This window comes from Aliidiomarina minuta (genome assembly GCF_003987145.1).
Lineage (GTDB): Bacteria > Pseudomonadota > Gammaproteobacteria > Enterobacterales > Alteromonadaceae > Aliidiomarina > Aliidiomarina minuta.
The window spans coordinates 1,266,188-1,290,218 of sequence record NZ_PIPL01000001.1 but is presented as its reverse complement, the minus strand read 5'-3'; the positions used below and the strand labels follow the sequence as shown (position 1 = coordinate 1,290,218).

General features: G+C 50.1%; 19 protein-coding genes. 14 read left to right on the top strand and 5 right to left on the bottom strand.

What is annotated here, in order from left to right; all coding sequences use genetic code 11:
• The first annotated feature begins 48 nt into the window (after positions 1–48).
• Complete coding sequence (locus CWE09_RS06160) at positions 49–564, top strand: hypothetical protein (RefSeq protein WP_126803111.1); 516 nt, start codon at positions 49–51, stop codon at positions 562–564.
• Between the two features lie 916 nt (positions 565–1,480).
• Here the strand turns inward: CWE09_RS06160 and CWE09_RS06155 are convergent.
• Together CWE09_RS06155 and CWE09_RS06150 are read right to left on the bottom strand one after the other, a co-directional pair.
• Positions 1,481–2,215: a DUF3307 domain-containing protein gene (locus tag CWE09_RS06155; RefSeq protein ID WP_126803110.1), complete on the bottom strand. Its 735-nt coding sequence runs from the start codon at positions 2,213–2,215 to the stop codon at positions 1,481–1,483.
• Position 2,216: 1 nt separating this feature from the next.
• The gene (locus CWE09_RS06150) at positions 2,217–2,846 is read right to left on the bottom strand and encodes a MarR family transcriptional regulator (RefSeq protein ID WP_126803109.1); all 630 of its coding nucleotides are present in this window, start codon (positions 2,844–2,846) and stop codon (positions 2,217–2,219) included.
• A 1,077-nt stretch (positions 2,847–3,923) separates the two neighbouring features.
• On the opposite strand from CWE09_RS06150, the gene CWE09_RS06145 reads away from it, so the two are divergent.
• From CWE09_RS06145 to CWE09_RS06115, 7 genes are all read left to right on the top strand, one after another.
• On the top strand, positions 3,924–4,928 hold the full coding sequence (locus tag CWE09_RS06145) for a capsular polysaccharide export protein, LipB/KpsS family (protein ID WP_157982822.1): 1,005 nt from the start codon (positions 3,924–3,926) through the stop codon (positions 4,926–4,928).
• 241 nt (positions 4,929–5,169) lie between these two features.
• A complete protein-coding gene (locus CWE09_RS06140; protein WP_126803107.1) occupies positions 5,170–6,783 on the top strand; it encodes a methyl-accepting chemotaxis protein in 1,614 nt (537 codons plus the stop codon).
• 67 nt (positions 6,784–6,850) lie between these two features.
• On the top strand, positions 6,851–7,999 hold the full coding sequence (locus tag CWE09_RS06135) for a hypothetical protein (RefSeq protein WP_126803106.1): 1,149 nt from the start codon (positions 6,851–6,853) through the stop codon (positions 7,997–7,999).
• Between the two features lie 9 nt (positions 8,000–8,008).
• On the top strand, positions 8,009–8,413 hold the full coding sequence (locus CWE09_RS06130; RefSeq protein WP_126803105.1) for a phosphate ABC transporter substrate-binding protein: 405 nt from the start codon (positions 8,009–8,011) through the stop codon (positions 8,411–8,413).
• Between the two features lie 166 nt (positions 8,414–8,579).
• Complete coding sequence (gene rfaH, locus CWE09_RS06125) at positions 8,580–9,071, top strand: transcription/translation regulatory transformer protein RfaH (RefSeq protein WP_126803104.1); 492 nt, start codon at positions 8,580–8,582, stop codon at positions 9,069–9,071.
• 642 nt (positions 9,072–9,713) lie between these two features.
• The gene (gene rfbD, locus CWE09_RS06120; protein WP_126803103.1) at positions 9,714–10,595 is read left to right on the top strand and encodes a dTDP-4-dehydrorhamnose reductase; all 882 of its coding nucleotides are present in this window, start codon (positions 9,714–9,716) and stop codon (positions 10,593–10,595) included.
• 131 nt (positions 10,596–10,726) lie between these two features.
• Positions 10,727–12,214 (top strand): Fic family protein, encoded by a 1,488-nt coding sequence (locus CWE09_RS06115; protein WP_126803102.1) that lies wholly within the window; start codon positions 10,727–10,729, stop codon positions 12,212–12,214.
• An 88-nt stretch (positions 12,215–12,302) separates the two neighbouring features.
• On the opposite strand, the gene CWE09_RS06110 is transcribed toward CWE09_RS06115, so the two are convergent.
• Positions 12,303–13,532, bottom strand: coding sequence for a type II toxin-antitoxin system HipA family toxin (locus tag CWE09_RS06110; protein WP_126803101.1), 1,230 nt, complete (start codon positions 13,530–13,532; stop codon positions 12,303–12,305).
• Positions 13,529–13,837, bottom strand: a complete 309-nt coding sequence (locus CWE09_RS06105; RefSeq protein WP_126803100.1) for a helix-turn-helix domain-containing protein — start codon at positions 13,835–13,837, stop codon at positions 13,529–13,531. Before CWE09_RS06105 ends, CWE09_RS06110 begins: the two co-directional genes overlap by 4 nt.
• A gap of 443 nt (positions 13,838–14,280) precedes the next feature.
• On the opposite strand from CWE09_RS06105, the gene CWE09_RS06100 reads away from it, so the two are divergent.
• Together CWE09_RS06100 and CWE09_RS06095 are read left to right on the top strand one after the other, a co-directional pair.
• Positions 14,281–16,809, top strand: a complete 2,529-nt coding sequence (locus tag CWE09_RS06100) for an Ig-like domain-containing protein (protein ID WP_198679647.1) — start codon at positions 14,281–14,283, stop codon at positions 16,807–16,809.
• A 140-nt stretch (positions 16,810–16,949) separates the two neighbouring features.
• Positions 16,950–18,056: a hypothetical protein gene (locus tag CWE09_RS06095; protein WP_126803098.1), complete on the top strand. Its 1,107-nt coding sequence runs from the start codon at positions 16,950–16,952 to the stop codon at positions 18,054–18,056.
• A gap of 40 nt (positions 18,057–18,096) precedes the next feature.
• Here CWE09_RS06095 and CWE09_RS06090 read toward each other — a convergent pair whose 3' ends face one another.
• A complete protein-coding gene (locus CWE09_RS06090) occupies positions 18,097–18,909 on the bottom strand; it encodes an EAL domain-containing protein (RefSeq protein WP_157982821.1) in 813 nt (270 codons plus the stop codon).
• A gap of 321 nt (positions 18,910–19,230) precedes the next feature.
• On the opposite strand from CWE09_RS06090, the gene CWE09_RS06085 reads away from it, so the two are divergent.
• The 4 genes from CWE09_RS06085 (at position 19,231) to CWE09_RS06070 (ending at position 24,029) form a co-directional block, all read left to right on the top strand.
• A complete protein-coding gene (locus CWE09_RS06085) occupies positions 19,231–19,503 on the top strand; it encodes a helix-turn-helix domain-containing protein (protein WP_126803096.1) in 273 nt (90 codons plus the stop codon).
• A 64-nt stretch (positions 19,504–19,567) separates the two neighbouring features.
• On the top strand, positions 19,568–21,280 hold the full coding sequence (locus tag CWE09_RS06080; protein WP_126803095.1) for a glycoside hydrolase family protein: 1,713 nt from the start codon (positions 19,568–19,570) through the stop codon (positions 21,278–21,280).
• A gap of 44 nt (positions 21,281–21,324) precedes the next feature.
• Positions 21,325–22,719: a hypothetical protein gene (locus tag CWE09_RS06075; protein WP_126803094.1), complete on the top strand. Its 1,395-nt coding sequence runs from the start codon at positions 21,325–21,327 to the stop codon at positions 22,717–22,719.
• Positions 22,720–23,090: 371 nt separating this feature from the next.
• Positions 23,091–24,029, top strand: coding sequence for a Wzz/FepE/Etk N-terminal domain-containing protein (locus CWE09_RS06070; protein ID WP_126803093.1), 939 nt, complete (start codon positions 23,091–23,093; stop codon positions 24,027–24,029).
• The last annotated feature ends 2 nt before the right edge of the window (positions 24,030–24,031 follow it).

The window sequence follows — 24,031 nt, the reverse complement described above, 5'->3', positions numbered from 1 at the left end:
CAAACCGAACGCCGGTTTTAACTTTGAACCCGATAAAAGGAAGTAATAATGAAAAAGTCAATTATCGCATTAGCAGCCGCTGGTTTGTTAGGCGCAGGCGCTGCCTCAGCTGACGACTTTAGTTATATCAGTGGTGGTATTTATGATGTAGGTGACAGCGATATATACGTTGAAGGTTCAGTTCGCGTAAATCCAAACTTGGTATTAAGTGCTCAGTTTGTTGATGTAGGCGATTTTTCACTCTACGCGGGCGGTAAATATTTCGTTGATTTCGGTCAGCAACAGGATGTTGAAACCTTTATCCAGGCTGGTGTAAGCCATTATGATTTTGACGTGTCAGACGACACTGGTTTCTACGGTGGTGCTGGTTTTACTACTAAGTTTGACGCTTACTCGCGTCTGATCGTTGATGCTCGTTATGACACAGTATTAGACGGTTTCTTCTCAGTCGGCGCACGCTTCCGTTATGAGTTCGTTGACCGTTTTTCAGGTGACATAGGCTATCGCGTAAACACCAGTGGCATGGATAACGAAGTACGTGTAGGTCTGACTTACAGCTTCTAATTCCCACAGAATTCTAGATATATACAAAAACCCGCCAAGCCGCGGGTTTTTTTGTACCCGCTTCCCCCCACACAATAACGCCAACGACATGTCCGGTAGGGCAGGCTCCGCCTGCCGTCCGATATGCTTCCACGGCGCTGGTAGGGCAGGCTCCGCCTGCCGTGGTAGCTATCCACGTACACAATGTTTGAAAGCGTAAAAAACCCGTTCACGGCGCCTGTTCATTGGCGGGTATTGTCTTCATCGGATGGTCTGGACGGCAGGCCCAGCCTGCCCTACGGTGTGACGTACGGGCAACCGCAATGCTTCCACGGCGCTGGTAGGGCAGGCTCCGCCTGCCGTGGTAGCTATCCACGTACACAATGTTTGAAAGCGTAAAAAACCCGTTCACGGCGCCTATTCATTGGCGGGTATTGTCTTCATCGGATGGTCTGGACGGCAGGCCAAGCCTGCCCTACGGTGCGATGTACGGGAATATTGGGATGCCTGGTAGGGCAGGCTCCGCCTGCCGTTGGGTGTATGGGTAATCTGGGTGTTTCCACGGCAGGCCAAGCCTGCCCTACGGTGCGATGTAGGGGCAACCAATGCTTCCACGGCGCTGGTAGGGCAGGCTCCGCCTGCCGTGCGGTGTATGGGTAATCTGGGTGTTTCCACGGCAGGCACGGCCTGCCCTACGGTGCGATGTATGGGAATATTGGGATGCCTGGTAGGGCAGGCTCCGCCTGCCGTGGTAGCTATCCACGTACACAATGTTTGAAAGCGTAAAAACCCGTTCATGGCGCCTGTTCATTGGCGGGTATTGTCTTCATCGGATGGTCTGGACGGCAGGCACGGCCTGCCCTACGGTGCGATGTATGGGAATATTGGGATGCCTGGTAGGGCAGGCTCCGCCTGCCGTCCGATCAGGTGTAAGGGATTACGGTAACCAATACCGGGCTATACCGCCTAAGGCGAGGGCGACGGCGAAGCTGAACAGGGTGCCTAGCAGCATGTATTCGGTGAGGCGGCGCTCGTGATTACTGGTGAGATCGCCGAACCGGAATATGCTTTTGGCAGCCAGAAGGAAACCAATGCCGGTATACTGGCCCACCAACACAAAGCTAATAATCAGCCAGCGTTCGGTATAACCAATTAAACGTCCAGCTTTTTCAAGCCCCTGTGGATCTTCCGCATTTTCCAACTGACGCGTGTAAGACTTAAGCGCGGTGCTAATCAGAATCGAAGTCGGTGTGGCCGCTATCAGGTAAATCGCTATCAGCAATAAGGTTTCCGGACTCAGCAATATATAACCCAGTTCATAGACCAGTTCCCATCCCAGGTTATCGAGCCAGGCCCAGATAAACAGCAGCACTAAAAAATGTACGAGCTGGTCCAACACCAGGTTAAGCAGGTTAGGGCGCAGGTAAGACTTGATCAGGTCAATAATAAAGTGGGATATCACCACCAAAGCCACAGCTGCGGGTAACTGCCAGCTTATTGCAATAGGAGCGAACAACAGCGCCAGACTGGTGAACACCAAATGAACCAACAGATGCTTATACAGCGCCGGTGATTTCAGGTGGTTTTCCTGACGGCAGGCTACCCAGCTATTTTTCTGAAAATAGAAATCACCCAATATATGCGCGAGTATCAGTAAAAGTAACAGCTCCATATCAGGGCAGCTCCTCAAGGTGTTGTTCAAATAACAGAATATAGTCGCGGATCAGTTCAGCGCCACAACGTTTCAGGTGTTTGGTGACGTTTTGACGCGAAACTTTCAATTCATCGGCGATAAGTTGATGTTCCGGAAATTCCATGGTGACATATAGATAAAGCACTTCGGCCTGTTTACGGGTAATGCCACTGAGCTGGAAGCTGACAAACTGGGTTAACAGTTGCAGATATTTCTGCTGGGTATCATCAGCACAGTGCAGAGACAAAGCGCCCCGTTCAGAATTGTCCAGCCCACGCCCTGAAAGCTCGAAGGCCTGGCCTTGCGAGAGGCTTAGCTGGTCATCAAGAAACTTATAACCGCCGATTCCAATAGACAAGGTGGTGTCGACAGGGTGGTCGAGTCTGGCGTTGGTTTTCAAAGCGCAGATCAGTAAGATGGCGCTGCGTGCGGCGTGGGCCGGCTGCGGTAATATGATCTGGAAGGAGTCACCGCGGTAAAGCTCGCCCTGAGCCTGGTAGCGTTCGGATAAAAATTCGATCATCCGGTTCAGTTCGTGCTGACTGCTGGTCAAGGTATGCCTGCTCATTTTGCTGGAATGAACCAGGTCACCGGTTAGGACTGCGATCATGGACAATCTCCTTGTTGTGTTGTTTTTATTTCCGTCGCCCCGGTAGGGCAGGCTTGGCCTGCCGTCGGGTGTGTGGGAAACCTCAATGCTTCCACGGCAGGCACGGCCTGCCCTACGGTGGGATGCACGGGTAATCGGGATGCTTCCACGGGCCCGGTAGGGCAGGCTCGGCCTGCCGTTGGGTTTGCGGGCAATCGGCGTGTTTCCACGGCCCCGGTAGGGCAGGCTTGGCCTGCCGTTGGGTGTGTGGGAAACCTGGATGCTTCCACGGCAGGCACGGCCTGCCCTACGGTGTGGTGTATGGGTATTGCCCCGGTAGGGCAGGCTCGGCCTGCCGCTGGGTTTGCGGGAAATCTGGATGCTTCCACGGCAGGCACGGCCTGCCCTACGGTGTGGTGTATGGGAAATCTGGATGCTTCCACGGCAGGCACGGCCTGCCCTACGGTGGGGTGTATGGGTATTGCCCCGGTAGGGCAGGCTTGGCCTGCCGTCGGGTTTGCGGGAAACCTGGATGCTTCCACGGCAGGCACGGCCTGCCCTACGGTGGGGTGTATGGGAAATCGGGATGCTTCCACGGCAGGCACGGCCTGCCCTACGGTGTGGTGTATGGGTATTGCCCCGGTAGGGCAGGCTTGGCCTGCCGTTGGGTGTGTGGGTAGCCTGGATGCTTCCACGGCAGGCACGGCCTGCCCTACGGTGGGGTGTATGGGTATTGCCCCGGTAGGGCAGGCTTGGCCTGCCGTTGGTTGTGTGGGTAGCCTGGGTGTTTCCACGGCAGGCATGGCCTGCCCTACGGTGGGGTGTATGGGTATTGCCCCGGTAGGGCAGGCTCGGCCTGCCGTTGGGTGTGTGGGAAACCTCAATGCTTCCACGGCAGGCACGGCCTGCCCTACCGTTGAATGTACGGGATATCGGGGTGTTTTTACGGTTAATCTATATTCATGCATATAAACAATGTAGCAGAGGATGAATTTAAAGCAACCTTTTATGGTTGCATTTAAAAAAGCATCCTTAACCGGGTTCAAACTGCTAAATTGCTGCTAAACTATGGACAGTAACTTTTACAGGTATATTTTTATGTTGAGAAAGCCAGAGCCCGTTGGGCATATCAGTGACATTGTTAATGGCAACACCAGCAAGCAACATTGCGTGCTGTGCGTGGCAACGGACATTTCCGAAATCAAAACCCTGGATACTTTCCTGGGTTGTAAAGTAACGCACAGCCCATTAATGCTGAACAACGCCTGCGCGGTCATTATTAATGGTCACGGGCGTAAAGCACGTAAAGCCATGTCAGCCAGTACCGCATTAGAATTACCTAAGCTTTATCTGGAGCAGGGGCCGCTGTACACCCATACCCACAAAAAGCACAAACCTTTGTCCTTAGTACTGGACGATCGCGATTTCCACTACAGCGCCAAACGGCAAACCCATCTCGAAAACCTAATCGCAAAAGAACTGGACGAAGACCAGCAGCAGCGCGCACAGGGCATTATCGAGCAATGGCGAAAGGCGCGGGCGTCTAAGTACAATCAGCGGCCAGAACCGGAAAAAATGCCGAGCGGCCGTTACGTGCTTATTGTTGAACAGGCGCCGGACGATCCAACTCTGGCGGAAGGCCTGGCCGAGAGCCATGAATTGCAGCACCTGCAAAAGCTCGCCGAGCGCGAATATCCAGACTGCGAGGTTGTAACCATCACCGATCAGCATCATCCGGTGGCTTTACTGGAGAACGCCCGGGCACTTTTCACCGCAACCTCCTACCTGGGGTTTGAAGCCCTGTTATGGGGTGTTCCGGTTTATGCCACTGGTATGCCATTTTACGCAGGCTGGGGTTTGACCCAGGATTTCATACCCGCGCCCTCGCGGCGTCAGCCGGTAAGCCTGGAGCAGCTGGTTTATGCCAAGCTGGTAACTTATTCACGTTATGTACACCCGGAGACAGAAGAGCGCTGTGAAGTAGAGGACATCCTGCAGCTATTACCGGAAAGCCGCCGCGAAGCCTTACAAAAATATGATCATAATCAAGGTGAATGGCAAAAAACACCGAAGTTTATACGCTGGTTGGTCGGTAAAAAATAACGCGTATTATTCGCACTTAACCAATAATTACTACAGGTTCATTACACTTTTGTTATGAGACAAAATAAGGGGCTGTCATGCAGCCCCAGTTAAGAGTGTCTGAATTGTTATTTACCCGCCAAAACGTACGTTTTATCAACATAAAAGCCTCGCTATATGTGCTATATAATTGCTTGACCTATTGCCTGTAGACTCCGCGTAACTGAAGTATTTGCTTCTTTTTTACACAGCGGGTTATGGCATGTTGAATCGATTAAGTTTAGGCGCGAAAATTTATTTTATAGTGGTTATTGCCGCTTTGGCTTACGTGCTGATGATAGCTATCACCGCTGTGATGTTAAATCAGAATAACCAGAGCCTGGAGCGCTTGCAGCAGCAGGTTTTCCCCTTAGCCAATTTGTCCGGTGAAAATGTCGTTCAAATTCAGCGCATTGAAGAGCTCTACACCCAGGCCGTGTCAACCGGTGATGAAAGCTTAACCGAGCAGGCCACTCAGGCTTACGATCACCTGCGCCAGAACCTGCGTCAGGTCGCGCAAACCGACTCCCAGTATCAGCGTGAAGTGCAGGATATCACCCGTAACCTGGAGCGTTATCAGCGCCTGAACCAAACCATAGTTACCGAAATCATGTCAGCGAATGCAGACTTCAGCCGCATCGGCGCTCAGGCGCAGGAGAAAACGCAGCTGTATGAGCAACTGACCGCATCCCTGCGGCAAATGAGCCAGCAGGTTGATGACCAGTTCCGTAGTCTTACTTCTGAATCAGTCGACCGCTCGCAGCAAACTATCGTCATGATGATGGTGGTTGGTCTGCTGGCATTAGCCGCGCTCATCACAGTAGCCGTCATTGTCATCAGCTATATCGTCAAATCAGCCAACTCAGTCGCGCGTTCATTAAAAGAACTGGCAGACGGCCGTGGTGATTTGAATCATCAAATCGAGATCTCCAGCAATGACGTGTTAGGCGAGGTTGCCGGCAATTTTAACCGTTTCATGGTGTTGCTACGTAGCTCCCTACAGGACGTGGTCAATGTAGCCACCCCGTTGAGCGAGTCCGCGTTACTTATTAATCAGCGCAGCGCCCATGTCATGAGCCGCAGCGACAGCGAAGCCGCCCAGGCCTATGAACTGAAAAACTCCATGGATGAGCTCCAGGACAGTGTGCGCGAAATCTCCGAAAGCGCCTCAGCCACTGCCGATGCCACCCGTTCAGCAGAAAGTGAGCTGGAGCAGGGTAACCAGGCAATTCAAAACTCGTTGAACACCTCCAACGAATTGCAACAAGATATCCAGAAAGCCTCTGCCGTGGTTGAGCGATTAGCTGAAGATGCCACCAATGTTTCCGGCGTATTGAACGTAATCACCGGTATTGCTGAGCAAACCAACCTGTTAGCCCTGAACGCGGCAATTGAAGCTGCCCGCGCCGGTGAGCAGGGGCGTGGTTTTGCGGTCGTTGCTGACGAAGTGCGCTCTTTAGCTTCGCGTACCGCTAAAGCCACCGCCGAAATTCGCGAAGTACTGGACCGTTTAACCAACGGTGCCGGTGAATCCGTCGGTTCTATGCAGGCAGCGGCCCAGCGTTCTGAGCAAAACGTACAACAGGCAGAAGCCGCCGGCGGCGTGCTCTCCGCTATCAGCGAAATGATTGCCGATATCAACGCGCGGGCAGGCCAAATCGCCACCGCCACTGAAGAACAAACACAGGTGGCCGCACGCTCAGCTGAACAGGCGTCCACTATGCACGACTCGTTAAATGACATGAAAGACACCATACGTCAGCTGGAAGGGGACAGTGTTCAGCTGACCGACTTTGCTAAAAGCTTAAGTCAGGCAACCGATAAATTTAATCTTTAAACGTAACTTTAATCTCAAGGCGCATAACGCCTTTTTAGTTAGCAACACGATGGAAAGAAGGACCATTATGAAAACAATCAAGACAATCACAGCCGCAGCGGTACTGGCCGCACTGAGCATGCCAGCATCTGCAAACATCGACTGGAGTGGCTTTGCCAGCGTCGGCGGCGGTGTGACCACAGGAAGTGACGAACAATTGTTCGGCTATGACAACAATGTCTCTTTTCAGCCAGACACACTTTTCGCTTTACAGGGCACCGCAACCCTTTCTGATCGCATCAGCGTAACTACGCAGCTTATGGCGCGTGGCGATGATGACTTTAACCTGGCCGTTGAGTGGGCGTACATCAACTTCCGCCTGACTGACAGTCTGACACTGAACGCCGGTAAATTACGCCTGCCATTTTACCTGTATTCAGACTCACTGGACGTAGCCTATAGCTATCACTGGCTGCGCACGCCAGAAAGCGTGTACCGTGCACCTTTTGACAACTACACAGGCGCTAGCCTGCAGCACAATGCTTTTGTTGGCAACGCTGTAATTACCACTCAGTTCATGGCGGGTAACGTAGACGATACGGTTTATGCACCTACCACTGACCGCGAAATTCAAGGCGAAGTGAATAACCTAATCGGTGCCAGTGTCACAGCAATGCTTAACTCCTGGACCTTACGCGCGGGTTATTTTCACACTAACGACGCCAATGTGTTTATGACAGATCCAGCTTACCTGGGCCTTATTAACAGCCTGAACGAAGCCGGTTTAAACGACACTGCCGAAGCTATGAACTTCCTGGGTGACACTGGTACTTTTGCCAGCGTCGGCGCTATCTATGACAACATGAACTGGTTTGCTGGTTTCGAATACACTGAGTTGGAAAACAAAAACAGCATCTTCGGTACCGACCGTTCAAGCTATTTCACAGCCGGTAAGCGTTTTGGTGCTTATACCCTGCATGCAACTTTCGCGCAAACAGACGACAAAGCATCAAATGCTGCTTCTACCATTCCAGATGACGCTGCTTTTGCACCTTTCGTCGCCGGGGTAGAAGGGCTCGCTCAAAGCCAGGCAAGCCGTATTGACTACACCTCAGTAGGCCTGCGTTATGACTTTGCTCGTGGTATCTCGTTGAAAGCTGATTTTACTCATGCTGACGACAAAAACACCGACCAGACATCAAACCTGATTTCTTTTGCTCTGCAAACGGTATTTTAAGGAATAGTTATGAAAAAGATTTTATCTTCAATTGCCGTGGTTGCGGCTAGCCTGACTTTATTATTCGCTGCTGGCGCTGCTTCAGCAACGGGTGGTGTTGTAGTCAGCCAGACACAGATCGACGAAGCTGTAGTTAACCGTATCTACCTGGGTCAGTCGCGTGATTTAATCGCCGTCAACCAGATGGAAGACTCTGCTGTGCGCCAGAACTTTGAAAGCGAAGTACTGGGCCGTTCTGCTGAGCAGTTACGTGCGCACTGGTCGCGTTTGATTTTTACTGGTCGTGCTTCAGCATTACGCGAAGTAGAGTCTGACGAAGCCGTACTGGAATTTGTACGCAGTAACCCGGGCACCATAGGTTACATCTCAGACGCCAGCAAAGCCGGTGATTTGAATATTATTATCGAGTTTTAAATAACCGATGAGCATGCCAGGCCAGGTTCCTATAACCTGGCCTTTTTTATGCGTGAATTCTTAAACTGAACTTTATGCCTGAGTGTTAAACCGCAAACCACCAATTGAAGTGGCGACCGTGAACGCGCTAGAATAGGTACCTGTTCGAGATAAGGATTTGTCCCGTATGTCAGCCTGGTATTTATTACATTGCAAACCGCGGCAGGAAGCCCGGGCGAAACTCAATATCGAAAACCAGGGTTATCTCACCTGTTATCCCACCTTGAACGTTGAAAAACGTGTTGCCGGTAAACGTAAAATAGTTGCCGAACCGCTGTTTCCGAATTATCTTTTTATACAGCTAGACCCTGAACAGGCTAACTTTAATGCTTTGCGCAGCACCCGCGGTGTAAATGGTTTCGTGCGTTTTGGCGGTAAGCCGACTAAAGTACCTGATAAGGTCATTCAACATTTGCAAAGCCTGGAAGATACCGGGCAGGAGCAAGTTGTTGAAAGCATGTTTAAGCCCGGCAAACCTGTCGAAATTACAGAAGGTCCCTTCGCTGGTTTGCCAGCCGTTTACCAGTTACGCAAAAGCGAAGATCGGTGTCTTATTCTGCTCGAAATGATGGGCAAACAACAACAGCTGGAAATCAACGAAAGCCAGCTAAAACCGTAGGGCATTTTCCCAGCGGCGGAAAGATCCCGGTAGGGCAGGCTCGGCCTGCCGTAGCCAGGTTAGGGAATAACGGATAATTTCCACGGCAGGCACAGCCATGGTAGGGCAGGCTCGGCCTGCCGTAGCAAGGTTAGGGAATAACGGATAATTTCCACGGCAGGCACAGCCTGCCCTACGAAAGAACGGAAAAACCCCGGTAGGGCAGGCTCGGCCTGCCGTAGCCAGGTTGGGGGATAGCGGATAGTTTCCACGGCAGGCACAGCCATGGTAGGGCAGGCTCGGCCTGCCGTAGCCGGGTTAGGGAATAGCGGATAATTTCCACGGCAGGCACAGCCTGCCCTACGAAACTCCGAAAAAACCTCGGTAGGGCAGGCTCGGCCTGCCGTAGCCAGGTCAGGGAATAGCGGATAGTTTCCACGGCAGGCACAGCCTGCCCTACGAAAGAACGGAAAAACACCGGTAGGGCAGGCTCGGCCTGCCGTAGCCAGGTTGGGGGATAACGGATAGTTTCCACGGCAGGCACAGCCTGCCCTACGAAAGAACGGAAAAATCCATGGTAGGGCAGGCTCGGCCTGCCGTAAAACGCAAACACAAAACGCACGAAACACGATCAGCAACATAACGGATGGAATCGCACGCAACATGAAAATATTACTGTTAGGTGCAAATGGCCAAATAGGCAGTGAGCTGCAACGCAGCCTACAGCCGCTGGGGGACGTGGTCAGCATGACACGCAGTGACTGTGACTTTACTCAGCTGGACAAGCTGAGCGCACGAGTACGCGAAGAAAAACCCAATCTTATCGTCAACGCTGCCGGTTATACCAACGTCGAAAAAGCCGAAACCGAAAAGGAACTCGCCGAACAACTCAATGCCCGCTTACCCGAACGCCTGGCCCAGCTTTGTCACGAAATGGAAAGCCGGCTGGTCCATTTTTCCAGCAACTATGTGTATTCCGGGCAGGGCGATAAACCTTTCTCTGAAGACAGCGAACCCGGGCCAACCACTTTTTATGGCAATACAAAATTGGCCGGCGACCTGGCAATTCAAAGCTACTGCAATGACTTCTTCATTTTCAGAACCGGTTGGGTATATAGTCACGAAGGCCGTAATATTTTAACCGACCTGTTAAAGTCAGCCAAAGATCACAAGTCAGTGCGAGTATGCTCAACTCAAGTGGGCGCACCCACACCCGCACGATTAGTCGCCGACATCATTAGCACCGGGTTAAGCCGCATGCACCGGCGTGTGCTTAAAGTGAAACCGGGTATTTACCATATATCCACTCAGGGCGAAGCCAGCCAATGTGATTTTGCCCGCGAAATATTTCGTTTGCGCAAAGCTCATCAAAGCGTCAAAGTCATACCCAGTGGCGAGCGCAAAAGCCCCGTCAGCCACCCCGTCAACAATCGTTTGCAAGTCAGCAAGCTAGAAGATAGTTTTTGTGTCTGCCTGCCCAGCTGGCAAAGCCAGCTAGCGACGTTAATACAGGTACCCGCGCAAGCGAGAAATACAGAAAGCTGAATTTATATCCGATAGTTCATATAAATCCTTTTTTCTATATCTAATAGTTCGTATCTAATCTATTTGTATCTAGAAGTTCGTGTGTTAATGTTTTCTATATCCAGTAATTCATTGCAATAGCAGGCAATACCATGGCGAGCTTATTTTTCCCTAAAGACAGCAATCAAGCTAAGGTTTATTCGAAAGCGGTAGCGGACGGTAAGCTAAAAAGGCTGCGCCGCGGTATATACACAGATGCCAGTTGGGAGCAGGTGCCGCAGGTTGTGCAGCAGCAATGGCATGCAATTGCGCAGTACCTGCAACCCAATGGCATAGCTTCGCACGTTACCGCAGTTGAGCTCAGACCGGTTAATCAGGTTGTTTACATTACTGCAAAGGTCAAAGTTCGTAAGAAAATACGCATTGCAGATGCACTGAGCATCGAAATTATACCGGGCAACGTAGAGCTACTGACCGAACAGTTTGTACCGCACCTGAAACGCAGCGCACCCGCCCGTTATTTGATGGAAAACCTGAGCATTGCCCAGCAAAAAGCGGCTTTGCCTAAAGCACTCGGTAAAAGCTGGGTGGAAGAGGAGCTGTGTCGTATTCAGGAAAGGTACGGCGAGGGTGAGCTTAATGTCATTCGCGATCAGGCAAGAACTGCCGCAGAGGCACTTTCCATGCAGCGTGAGTTTAATATTCTGAATAAACTTATCGGCGCTATTTTGACAACGCAGCCGACGGCTAACCTGGCCACCGCTAAAGCATTGGCGAGCGCCAGAAAAGAACCCTATGACAAACACCGACTAGAGCGCTTTATCGCACTCAAAGACTACTTGCTAACCTGCCAGTTTTCGCCTTCCTCTTATGAGTTCATGACGTCCAGCTGGCGTCATCTTGCCTTTTACGAAAGTTACTTTTCAAATTACATCGAAGGTACTGAGTTCGAAATTGATGAAGCTGAGCATATTGTATTTGAAAAAGCGATTATCGGTAGCCGTCATGAAGACAGCCACGACGTATTAGCGGTGTATGATGTAGTTCATGATTATAGCGAGATGAGCGTGATCCCAGGTTCCGCTGATGAATTGATGGACTTGTTAATAAACCGCCATCAGCTGATTATGCATCAGCGCAAAGACAAACGGCCGGGGGTGCTAAAAGCACAAACCAACAAGGCGGGCGATACCACTTTTGTGCAACCAGCGCTGCTTGAAGGCACCCTAAGTCAGGGCTTTCATTTATATCAGGCCATTCCAGAAGGTTTGCCCCGGGCTATCTTTATGCAGTTTCTGGTCACTGAGTGTCATCCTTTTGACGACGGTAATGGTCGTCTGGCGCGGATAATGATGAACGCTGAACTGGTCGCGGTTGAGCAGCATAAGTTGATAGTCCCTACGGTGCATCGGGAAAGCTATCTGAATGGCTTACGCCAGGCCACCCGAAGTGGAAAGTTCAGGACCATGGCCAAGGTATTTGCTGATTTGCAAGCCTATACAGCAGCGATCCCATGGCATGATTATGCCGAGGCAAGAGCCACACTTGAAGCGCATCAAGCCCATAAACAGCCCGACCAGGGCGTACCGGCATTTAACCGGCAACTGGCGCAGTTTAAACACAGGTTGCCGGCCGGGTGATTGAAGAACGAAACCGGGCTATGTCTATTTCTGGTCGTCGAGATGATCAACAGGAGACTGAGGCTCCTCCGGCCGAAGTTAAGCAAGCTTAACCCAGCCTGGACTCTATCAGCTTTATATTCGCGTGACTCACGCCGTAGGTTTTTGCCAGCTCGGGCCAGCGTGCGAGGCTGGCCTGAGTGCGTTGAATAATTTCCTGCGCACGCTCTTTTTTGATAGTGGCCTCGTTGGCCAGTTCGAGTAGGTGCGGTATACCCGGGTTGCGGCCTTCGCCCATTACCGTTGTGCTTTGTTCACTACCCGGGCCGGAAGAAAAGGTCAGATCATAAGCAGGGGACAGCCGCCACTGGCCGCTTTTGTCCATTAAAAAGGTAAAGTTCTTTGAGTGGTCATCGCGATTGTGTGCCAGCACATTAAAAACCGCCAACCGGAACATCTTCTCCACCTCGCGCACATCCCGGGTGAGAGCACTCGTTAAGGCGATAAGATCCTCGTAATCCAGAGCTGGGGTTCTGAAATCCGAATGCAGCAGACCACAGGCCGTATGCATGTGGTAACGGGTTAAGCCATCACGGTCAAAGCGTTGAATGGCAAAATAACCCGCCCCATGCCGCGCCGGAAATAACCGCACAGCCGGTATATCAATGCCCGCGTCTTTCGCCATCATCGCGTAGATATACTCTATGGCACCCGCATCCGCACCATCCTGGGTATTGGCAAACTTAACCATCCAGGGCGTGTAGCCCTGAGGCAGATCATCAAGTCCGTGGATAATGTGGTGACTTGCCGTATTCAGCCCAATAAGGGCCTTAGGCCGTGCTCCCGCCGACGAACCATTCAGCGCCATCAGCTCAGCTAACACGTCGTTCGCTTCGCCCTGCAGAACCTGCTGTGCCTGTTCTGCCAATCTATCCAGGCTGATCGCCTGACTGGTTTCATCGAAGCTGAAGTCAGGTTCATAAACTAAAGCACCTAAGCCGTTCAATCCGACGTAGGCCAGCCTGTCCAGTGGTGTAATATCCGCAGGCAACAGCTGCTGATTGCGTGCAAAACGGTCAAACAGCAACCTGCCCCAGCCGTCAGGAAGGCTGTCGTTAAACACACCGGGCAGGCCGTCAAACAAGCCTGGCTCAAAGGTCTGTAAACCCGGGGCGAGAGGGAGGTGCAAAGGAGATATTTCAAGGCCCTGGTTAATAAAGTCACGATCATACTCAAAGTAGATATCACGCCCTCGCACAGCAAGGCGACCCACAGGGGCAGCGCCCGCGCCGAAGTTAAGGCCTACTTTGATTTCTTTAACCGTTTTTATAACACTCATTTAAGCTTGCCTCGCTGGCGCTTGGCTGTGTTGTCAGCATCCAATACGTCATCAATCGATGTAAAAGCCGTTGCCTTAGGTTCGCTCGCCTTAACGATATCCTCTAACCCGCCCAGTACCATATAAAGTTTCAGAAAAGACTCCAGCGATATCGCCCCCTGCTGTTCAAACTTACGCAAGGTTGCCACAGGCACACCGGAGCGCCGGGCAAGACCTTCCTGGGTAAGCTCCAGCTGCAAACGCCGGGCCCGCGCATTGGCAGCAAGCTTCTTTTGGGCTTTTGATGAGGTGGTTAGTGATATCATGGTGTTATTTATGGCAACTAAAAGCATTTAATTGATATAATTATAGCAGTTAAACAGTCATAAATCACAAGGCTGGTTGATTGTCCGCGACCTAACCTGACGCGGTAAATGTATATGCTTTCATTTATTGCGAATAACCTCAGGAGAATCGTTGAGCTGCCAAGCATACGACTCAAGAACTATGACGATATATACAACAAAGTGCTGTTGAAAGCCGGAGTACTTTGGTAACTTAGTCTTGTAAAGGATTCGTAAAGGCGAAATGGATGTCATTCCTCGTGCGTGCCCAGTTCTCTTTATTACAGATCCAAAAAATTCTGTTGTTAAGGAGAAACACAATGCCAAGCAAGTCAGACCTTTCTAAAAATATCGCACACCACCTCGGAGAGTTGGTGACAGGGCAGAAGCAGGCCAGAGCAGCGAAAACAGTAGGTATATCCGACATGAAAAATTTCAAACTTCGTGCAGGGACGCTGCTAGCGGTATCTCTGGGTTTGGCGGGCTGTTTTGACAGCTCAAGTAATAATGAAGATCCCTCCATTAATGCGGTAGCTGATAACTTTAATGTGATCGGTAACGACACTCATGAACTTGATGTACTGGGTAATGACGAAGGTAACGGCCTGGTTATTATCGGAACCGGTAGTGCTGAGTTTGGTACGGTTGAATTCACTGAAGGTACGCTCAGTTACACACCGCAAACTGATTTCGCCGGCGTTGACACTTTTACCTACAGCATCAGCAATGAAGCTGGCGAAGACAGCGCCACGGTAACGGTAGAAGTAGGTCAGGAAATCGCCCTGCAAGGGCGAGTCATTGACGCACCTATTGCGGACGCAACCGTCACCCTTGAATTTAACGGCCAGACCTTCACCGCTCAGGCTGACGCTCAGGGGCGTTATCATTTACCCATGGTGGTGAACAGCCTTGATGACAATGAACTGGTGCGCTTGAGTGCACGCGGCAGCGCCGAACATGGCCAGGAATATGTCACCCTGAGTTCACGCTTAATGACCGCCGCAGAACTCCTGAGCATGGTGGGTAGCGGCAACAGCGTTACCCGCGACCACCTGGACTCAGTACAAGTGACTCAAATGTCGACAGCACGCGACTTCTTGATTAACCGGGCGTCTGAAGAGGGTAAGGTTACCAGCGACAACATCGGTGACCTCGAGAACGTGCTAGACCCGGACTTAATGCTGGAAATGGCCGCGGTCATAAAATTGATGGTCGATAACCCGGACTTCAGCTTACCTGAAGGCAAGGACACTATTGACGACTTCCTGAACGACGCTGAAAGTTATAACGAAGTAGTGGTTAAGGCTTCAGAAGGTGGCGATGACAGCCCACTACGTCGCGCTATGGACGAAACTTTAAACGATCCGGAAATCATGCCGCGCAGTTCAGAGCAGGAAATCAGCGGCGACTACCTGGTTATGTTTGATACCGCGCCATTTATAGTGAATCGCAGTGGTGTTCACTTTGCATTTAACGAAGATGGTACCGCAGTACGCTCACACGGCGCTTTAGATGGCGCTAATGCTCCTGGTCGTTTCGCGAGCCGTGAATACACCTGGAATGTTGAGGGCAGCCGCATTGAATTCGAAAGTGGGCAAGGTGATACAGAGTTTGAAACCAGTGTATATTATCGTCCATACGACTACCTGGAAGACGAAGAAACCCGCGAACTTTACTTGACCCATTTTTACGACAAAGACCATGAGCATCAAGTGACTGCTTCCCAGCACCTGAAAGCTTTTCATATGGTGTCAGTGACTTCACGGGACATCATCATCCGCCAGGAGTATGAACTCGTTATACCGGAATATGATCAACGTCGTTGGGATAATGAGACTGGAGTAGACCATCATATCTATATTCCGGAACGCACAGAGACAAGAATCTCAAACTCGCGTTTGGTAAAAACAGAGCACCTGATTCGCGACGACCTGAAGTTTGAAAATGTCAGTGCGCAGCCCTGGATTCTGACCGACTTTTACGGCTATACCGCGCATAAAAACATGTTTAACCTGCTTGAAAATGGCCGCGTAGAATTGGCTATAGACGATCATGTTTACCACTGGGCGTCATTCTATTACCTGCAAAACGAAGATTGGCAGGCAAATTGGGCATTGCATGACGATGACACTCGTCTGCGCATTACCTTGCGTGACGATGAAGATAACTTAATCACCCACAGCGATTTCTTCTGGCAGCGTCGTGACGAAACGGCACAAGGGCTGGTTACCATCTATTCGAACGATTATGGTGAAACCTATGCGTCCGTTGATCAAGGTGGGCCGGTGCCAACTGCTGAGATTACCCCAGAAGACATTTTAAGTCAGCTAAATGAGAACAATATGCTGGCATCCGCCGTTAATCGCCCTGCCATGGCCTACGAAGGAGCGACACTTAAGGCTTCAGACTGGTTTGGTTGGATATTGCGTGAAAATGGTAGCGGCGACCGCCCAGTGTTTCAGTGTGATGGAGCTTATATTCAATCTTACGCAGTATGTGAGGGTGAATTTGTCATGCAACCCTTTGGTCAAATGCCGCTTGAGTGGCGGATTGACGATGATGCCATCCGAATCGACCGTTTTGAGTGGTGGCACGATCCTACTTACTATTGCACGGGTGAAAACTATCCGCAGGGCACGCCATGCTTTCAACGAGTAATAAAGCCTTTGCGTCAGTCTGACAATGGCATTATTTTTGGCATGGAATACAACGTCACCAATTCGACAGCAAACGGGAATACCGGTGGACTTGAAAATGGTCGGCCCTTCTATCAAGTCGAACCGCGTTTCATGGTCTGGACTATTGAAGACTTGCCAGCCACTTCAGATGGCAGTGGTTTCGGTGGTGTTAGTTCACAAAGTCAGTCAGCTACTGAGCGACTGCAACCTTTCACGGTGGATTATGTTCGTGCTTATCCAAGCCGACATCATGACAACCGGGATGGTCAGAATTAAATAAAAAAAGGGGCACTTTTGCTCCCTTTCCTTTTAGTGTGCCAGGCATGGCGCGGATAAGCCAAAAGCATGTTCCAATTGCGTAAGAATCATAGATGAGAACATGTAAATTATAATAAAAACAAATATATAGGTAACCCATGCAAGAAAAATATAGCAACCAATCAGCAGTCCCATCGAATGCCTCTAAGCATAGTAAAGCAACTGCTCTTGGGGCTCTAATTGTGATAGGTGTCGCAGCAGCATCCATTTTGTCCGCATGCGGAGGTAGCAACGACAACACCAGCAACGACACTGGGCAAACCGCCAGCTATAGGGTCACCGTCGAGCACATCGGTGAAGGCAGTGTGTCGCAAAGCTCGCTTAATGCTCAGGCAGGCCAGACGGCGCGCTTTGTCGTGTCGCCGAGCGAGCGGATGGTCACCGAAAGCATCAGCAGCGAGCAATGTACGCTGGATGTGGTGGGTGATGTGGTAACGGTGACGGACGTTCAGGCCGATTGCACGGTGCAGGTAACCTTCGACGACTGCATCGGCTGCTATGCAAAAGAGGATGTGATTCTAGACTACACTCCTTCGGCGGAGCTGATGGCTCGAAACTGCGTGCGCGGCGGGTTAGTGGCAACCGGCAGCGACAACGTTAACTGGCACAACCTGTGCCAAGCGGCCGAAACGCTGCAAACAATGTTGTCGCAGAACAGTGACGTTACTCAAAGGCTACAGGAAAACGGCGCGATAACTGCGCTGTTCGGTGATGGCGAAAACGTCTGTGACTTGCCCTATTTTGCCTTCTTAGAAGGCCAACCTCAATGCACCGAAGCCGTTGGCGGCTTGGGCGGCGTGCCGGGCAACCCTGTCACAGCTTGCAACGCCAAAACCTTAAGCGCCGTGAACGACCCTTTTGAGCGCGGGCAACGTCACGGCGAAAACACCTGCGTACACGAGCTAGCACACACCATCATGAACGTAGGTGTAGGGTTTCAACTGAACCAGGAAATTTACCGCCGTTACGACGACGTCATAGCCGAAGGGCGATTGTGGGTGCGTGACAACGGCGAACCTTCCTTTGCACTCCAAAACGGGGACGAGTTGTTTGCCGAGCTGGCGCAGAGTTATTTTAATGCCAACGTTGCCGTCGACTTTTTCAACCATACAGGTGTGAATGGCGCCGAAGAACTGGCGGATTACGATCCCGTATCGTTTGAATTGGTTGACCGTATTTTTATGCGCCCTGCGGACTTGCGCTAACTTGCAAGGCGTCGACACCTACCAGCAGGGTTAAGGCAGGTCAGGCACAGCCTGACCTGTACACACTTTGTGTTTTTAAGTACCGCGCAATGCCCTGAATATCCGTGGGTACCGCGAAAAAATACCCCTGAAAGAACTGGTAGCCATGCTCATTTAGCCACATCGCCTGTTCGCATTCTTCAATGCCTTCGACGATAACGGTTTTATTGAGATGGTTCGCCAGTTCTTTAAACTGTGCTGCAAAAGTTTGTACGCTTTTGTCTGTTAATAAACGTTCGGTGATGCCTTTGTCTATTTTAACGATAGTGACATCCTCATTCAGCAACACGCCAAAATTCGCATACCCGGTAATAAAATCATCCACCGCAATGCGCACGCCAAGCCTTGTAAGCTCAGCAATCGACTCCAGAATACGCTCAGGTTGCGACCAGGGCACGCGCTCCGTGATTTCCAGTACAAGGCGCGATGGATCCAGGGGCACCCAGCTAGCAGAGGGCAGCAAAAGCTCCCGTATAGACGTAAGAAACTCTTTATTTTCTAATGAAGCAGGGGATATATTGACCGACACTGAACCCCGGTAGCCATAGGTTGAGCTTAGGAAACCAAGATCACGCATGGCAGTTTTCAAAACGTAGGTGTCAAGGCGCAGGCTTAACGCCGCGTCTTGTTCAATGTCGCTGATAAACTTTTCCGTATCCCCGGCCTGGCAACAAAGCATCTTCCAGTTCAGCAGTGCTTCAATGCAATATACCTGGTGTTCACGAAAGTTTATGACAGGCTGATAATTTAAAGAGAGCTTGTTATCACTCACTAGCTCGTAAATGTCGGCCTGTTCTTGTTGAGCTACTTTCACTTGCTTGTCCTTGCTTATAAGCCGGTTAGAATTTCTTGTTTCAATGTAAGATCGGGGACTAGCAATACTGCAATCGTCCCGTATAAGGGACATTAGCAGTAATTAATGCTGACCCAAAAGTATTTTTGCGTATATGCATGGTTAATTTACAAGCGTTTTTGTTATAAGTATTGTGTGAATGCTGTTACTGGCAGGGGCTTGCTGGGATTCACGCGACTCAGGCGAAAAAAGGTTGTCAGACAATATGTTATAATGCTGTCAAAACAGGTAGGTTATGTAAGCTAGCAACCCATCTTAAAACTAAGGTGCAAAATAAAAATAATGACAACGAAAGACAATGAATTCGACATTCGGCTTGCCGAATTGCTATGTGAGGCCAGGCAGGCTCGCGGTCTGAGTTTACGAAAACTCGCATCGGCTGTCGGTGTATCGCCCACCACCATCATGCGAATTGAAGCTGCAGAACGGAAACCATCTTTGTTCTTAGTGATGCAGTTATGCCACGCACTGGAGATCAGCGCAGCAGAATTGGTAGCAAAGCTGGAAGGTAATATCGACGTTCAACGTCACGTTTTTAAAGAAAGTAAAAAATAAGCAAGAAGTAGCTTTGATAAAGCTGGCTGACAAACCATTAATAATAAAAGTAAGAGACTGAACGATGAAGCTAGACGAGGGATTGAACGAAGCGCTGGTGGTGAACCTGTCAAACTGGTTGGCTATCAAGGCATTGGCGGATGCCAATTATCCACTGCCACAGGTGTTGGCAGACGATAAAAAAACGATGAACATGCGCGTGGTGTTTGTCACGCTGGCGGATGAGAAAGGTTACTATGCAACCGCATCGGCAATGGCAATGAACCTGGCGGATGCAGGGGCGGGCGCACTCGATAAAGCACTCGCCGCTTACCAGGCGAATCAAGCCAAAACCCGGCCAATAGAACGCGTTAAAGTCGATATTATGGCCAACGTAGTACCCATTGACGAGGAACGGGTCAAACAAGGCCTGCCTATTGTTAATGACCGTTCAATCGTTGGTGTGATTCTGGAAAATTACGACCAGGCCTGGCTTGCTGAAGAGAGCATGCGAGAAGGTTTTGTCGATCTAAAGGGCCACCTTAACCGGGCAAAAATACGCGCTCAGCTTAGTCCCCGAATCAAAAAACCAGACAGCAACAAGGTATGGATCTTCAGCACTATTAGTCGGCTGGTACTTAAAATTGCCACAGACAACGGACAAAGCCAGTTAAGCAACCTGCCGCTGCTTCGCAATCATGTCGTCAACCCTCAGCTCACCCCTGAAATTGCTCATGAAGTAGCAACAGAAGGCGCTGATTACCTGGCGCGGCACACTACTGACAGTGGCCAAATGAATTATCTGTATGACGCTGCCAAGGATCAGGTATTGCCCGGCTACAATATTCTGCGCCACGCGGGCAGTTTATGGTCCATGTTACAAATCTACAAAGAATCCCCTACGGTAAAACTACATGGCGCCTGTAATCGCGCACTGGATTACCTGCTCAGCACCGTCGAACAATTTTCGCCAGACTATCCCACATTGAAAGTGATCGCTTTTGATAACGAAGCCAAACTCGGTGGCAATGGGCTGGCGCTGGTGGCTATGGCTGCAGCCTACCAACATCTCGGGCGGCGTGACGTCTTACCAGTCATGCGCGAGTTAGCGGACTGGATAGTGGCAACGCAAGCGTCGGATGGCGAATTTACGCTCCATAAAGCCTACCTGAACCCAGTCAGAAAAGGGCCGTTCATGTCTTCATATTACCCGGGCGAAGCCATTCTCGGGTTAATGGAACTGTACAAAATTGACCGCAACCATAAATGGTTAAACAGTGCCGATCGGGCTGCCGATTGGTTGATAAAAGTGCGTGACGGTGGCAAGTCTAAAGACGAACTGGATCGCGACCACTGGTTGCTGTACGGGTTGAACGAGCTTTATCAGGTACTGCCCCGGACCCAGTTTGTGGACCATAGCAAGCGCTTACTGGATGCAATAACCCACAGCCAGCACAAAAAAGCCAATGTGCCGGACTGGATAGGGGGCTTTCAGGATCCACTGAATATTACTGGGACCGCATGCATGTGCGAAGGCATGCTGGCAGGTTACCGGTTATTACGGCAAACAGGTGAAAGTGCGGAAGCACTCAACCAGCTGCAAAACGCCATCGAAGCCGGATTGAAATTGCAGCTGCAGTTCCGCTTCGACGCTATTAACAATACGTATCTGAAGAATCCCAGTCGGTCGCAGGGCGGTTTTCAGTGCCGAACTGCGCACTGGAACATTCAGGTTGATTTCACCCAGCATTCATTGACCGCCTTTTTGATGTACGCACGACATCTGTTCCCTGCATAACAGGTTACTGTATCGCGCAAGAGTAAAAAAACGGGAATAAAAAAATGACAGTTACTCAGCATTTAGGCATTGTATTCGCGCGGCCAAAACTGCGCGTTGTGCTGCTTATAGTCGTAATAGTACATGCTTTGCTGGGTGTCGCCGGAATTGTGAACGGGGCATTCGACCAGTTCACTAGTGGGGTGACTATTGCTTATGTAGCGGACTTTGTGCAGTTCTTGTTAATTCAGGCTGCCATAACTTTTTTGTATTTGAATTCCTCAAAAAATGAGAGAACCCGTTATTCATTGGATACCAGCTTTTATCTTCAGTTTTATGCCGCAGAGCAAAACCGATGGCTTTGGCTCGATAAACGTTCAGGCAACAATACCGGAGTTAGTGCCAAGGTAGGGCTCAATGCGCAAGATATGGCCGAAGCGCGCAGAGGAGTATCCGGTTCCAACTTATTATTATCGCAAAGTGTGTTGCAGTACCTGCCATCGGAGCTGCTTAGCATCGCTGATGTGAAATTTGAACTTGATGACGAATGGTATGAATTGCCCTGGTTTGTTGCCGATCACGCACTCGACCAGACATTACGTCGGTTTAATGCACTTGAAAAATATGATTACAACGGACTTACCCTGTCACTCAAAGCTATTCAACTTGTGGATGAGCAGCTCAGTCTCCGGTTTAGAAAGTCCAACTACTACAGTTACCTGGCTACCAATATGTTGCCCGAAGCCAAGTTGCCGGGAGGTTTAAGCTACCGTGACGTGCTCGAGCCGGGCCCAGCGTTGCACAATCCTGATGTGGCGGTAGCAGAAAACCATGTCGGTTTGAGTTGCCTGATGTTAACCACAGACAACTACCTGTTAATACCGGTACGAAAGAAAACGACAAATGTATTCAAAGGCCAGCTTTCTCCCAGTGTAAGTGGGGCAGGGAATATCCCCACCTGCTTTGATAATGCAAAGAATATATATTCGCCATTGGCCTGGCTTGCTCAGGAAACTATCGAGGAACTGCCATTTTTGCAGTTACCAGTTACTAACCTGGCGGCCTTCCCAAAAGAACCTCAGGCATTGCGTGAAGAACTGGCATCAGCAAGTTTTCTGGGCATGTCCAGAGAACTACGTCGCTGTGGCAAACCCGAGCTGTTTTTTAGTTATCAATTGCCCTGGGATGCTACCCACGTAAGAGCCTTACAGCGTGGTTTTGAACAAAGTGCGGATGCTCAGCTAGCGCATGACTCGCAAGACATTCAGGCTATCGATCTGAACGAAAATGAGTCTTATCTGTTGATACCAGCAGATAGTATTTTTGAGTCTCTGAGCACTAAAACAGCAGGCCGACCAAGGGAAACCTCGATACAGCTGAGCCTGGGCGATAACAAGTACGTAGTGTCCGAGTCATTACTGGTAAATTTGATTTTATTACGGCACCACAACCTGGTGTGAGGCAGTATTTTAATTTAAGTGAAAACAGGTTGGGGCGCGCGGCATTCGCTATTGAAGGCTGACCAGCTGTTAAGTTATACTCGATAGCTGGTTTAGGGCTTGTTTCCTCACGTATGTGAACTTTGCCTTCTTATTGTGTCCTATACCACTGATAAGGACGTTATTGCAGTATGTCAGCGCGCGAAGAATTCGACAGATAAATGGACAAAAGCCTCTGCGTGGTTCGCGTGGGGGCTTTTTTCGTTGTCGAACCGAGGCACTGTGGGAGCCATAACCCAGGGGCGGTAGCGTGTCTGAAACTCATCCGGTACCTTTGTATATATTGAATTCGTCAGGGTTCGGCTATTTCCGTAAAAGAGAACAATATCATCATGAGTGAAAACTTAAGCAAGCAGCAAACATCAGCAGATGAGATAACTTTAAGAGAGTTATTTGCACTCATTTGGCGAGGTAAATGGATAATCCTTGTGGTTACCTTCTGCTTTGCTGTGGGGTCCATTTTCCATTCACTAAGTTTGCCTAATATCTATGCAGCCGAGGCAACGCTTGCTCCTACAGAAGAAAGTCAAGGCGGAGGTGGTGTTGGTGATATGGGAGGGCAACTAGGGGGGTTAGCAAGTTTGGCTGGAATAAGAGTCGGCCAAGGGCGTGTAACTCCGGCAGCACTGGCGCTGGAAATTCTTAAGTCGCGTGCATTTATTGCTGATTTTGTTAATCGCAGGGATATAAAAGTTGACCTTTTTGCGGTCAGTGACTGGAATGAATTGACAGGTGAACTCACTTATAACGAGTCAGTTTTTGACTTAGCCACTGAGACTTGGGTACGAGGGGTGGAACACCCAAGACAACCCGAGCCTAGTGACTGGGAAGTGGTGAGAGCGTTTAGAGATGTATTCAGTGTACAACCCGACGATCAAACTGGTTTAGTGACACTCAAAGTCCAGCATCGCTCTCCTATCGTAGCAAAACAATGGGTTGGTTGGTTGGTGGAAGATCTTAATAACAAAATGCGACAGCGCGATATAGATGAAGCTAAACGAAGCCTTGAATACATAAGCCGAGAAATGAGTAATGTTCAGCTACAAAGCACACAGCAGATATATTCAAACCTGATGGAACGGCAAACTCAAACGATAATGCTGGCAAATATTCGCCCGGAGTACATATATACGGTGGTGGACCCCGCTATTGTGCCAGAGCAGCGAGAAAGCCCTAAACGTACTTTAATTGTTGTTATTGGTACCCTTCTGGGGGGCTTCCTGTCATTACTCCTTGTTCTGATAACCTATTTGTTTCGGCATGTAGATTAAGT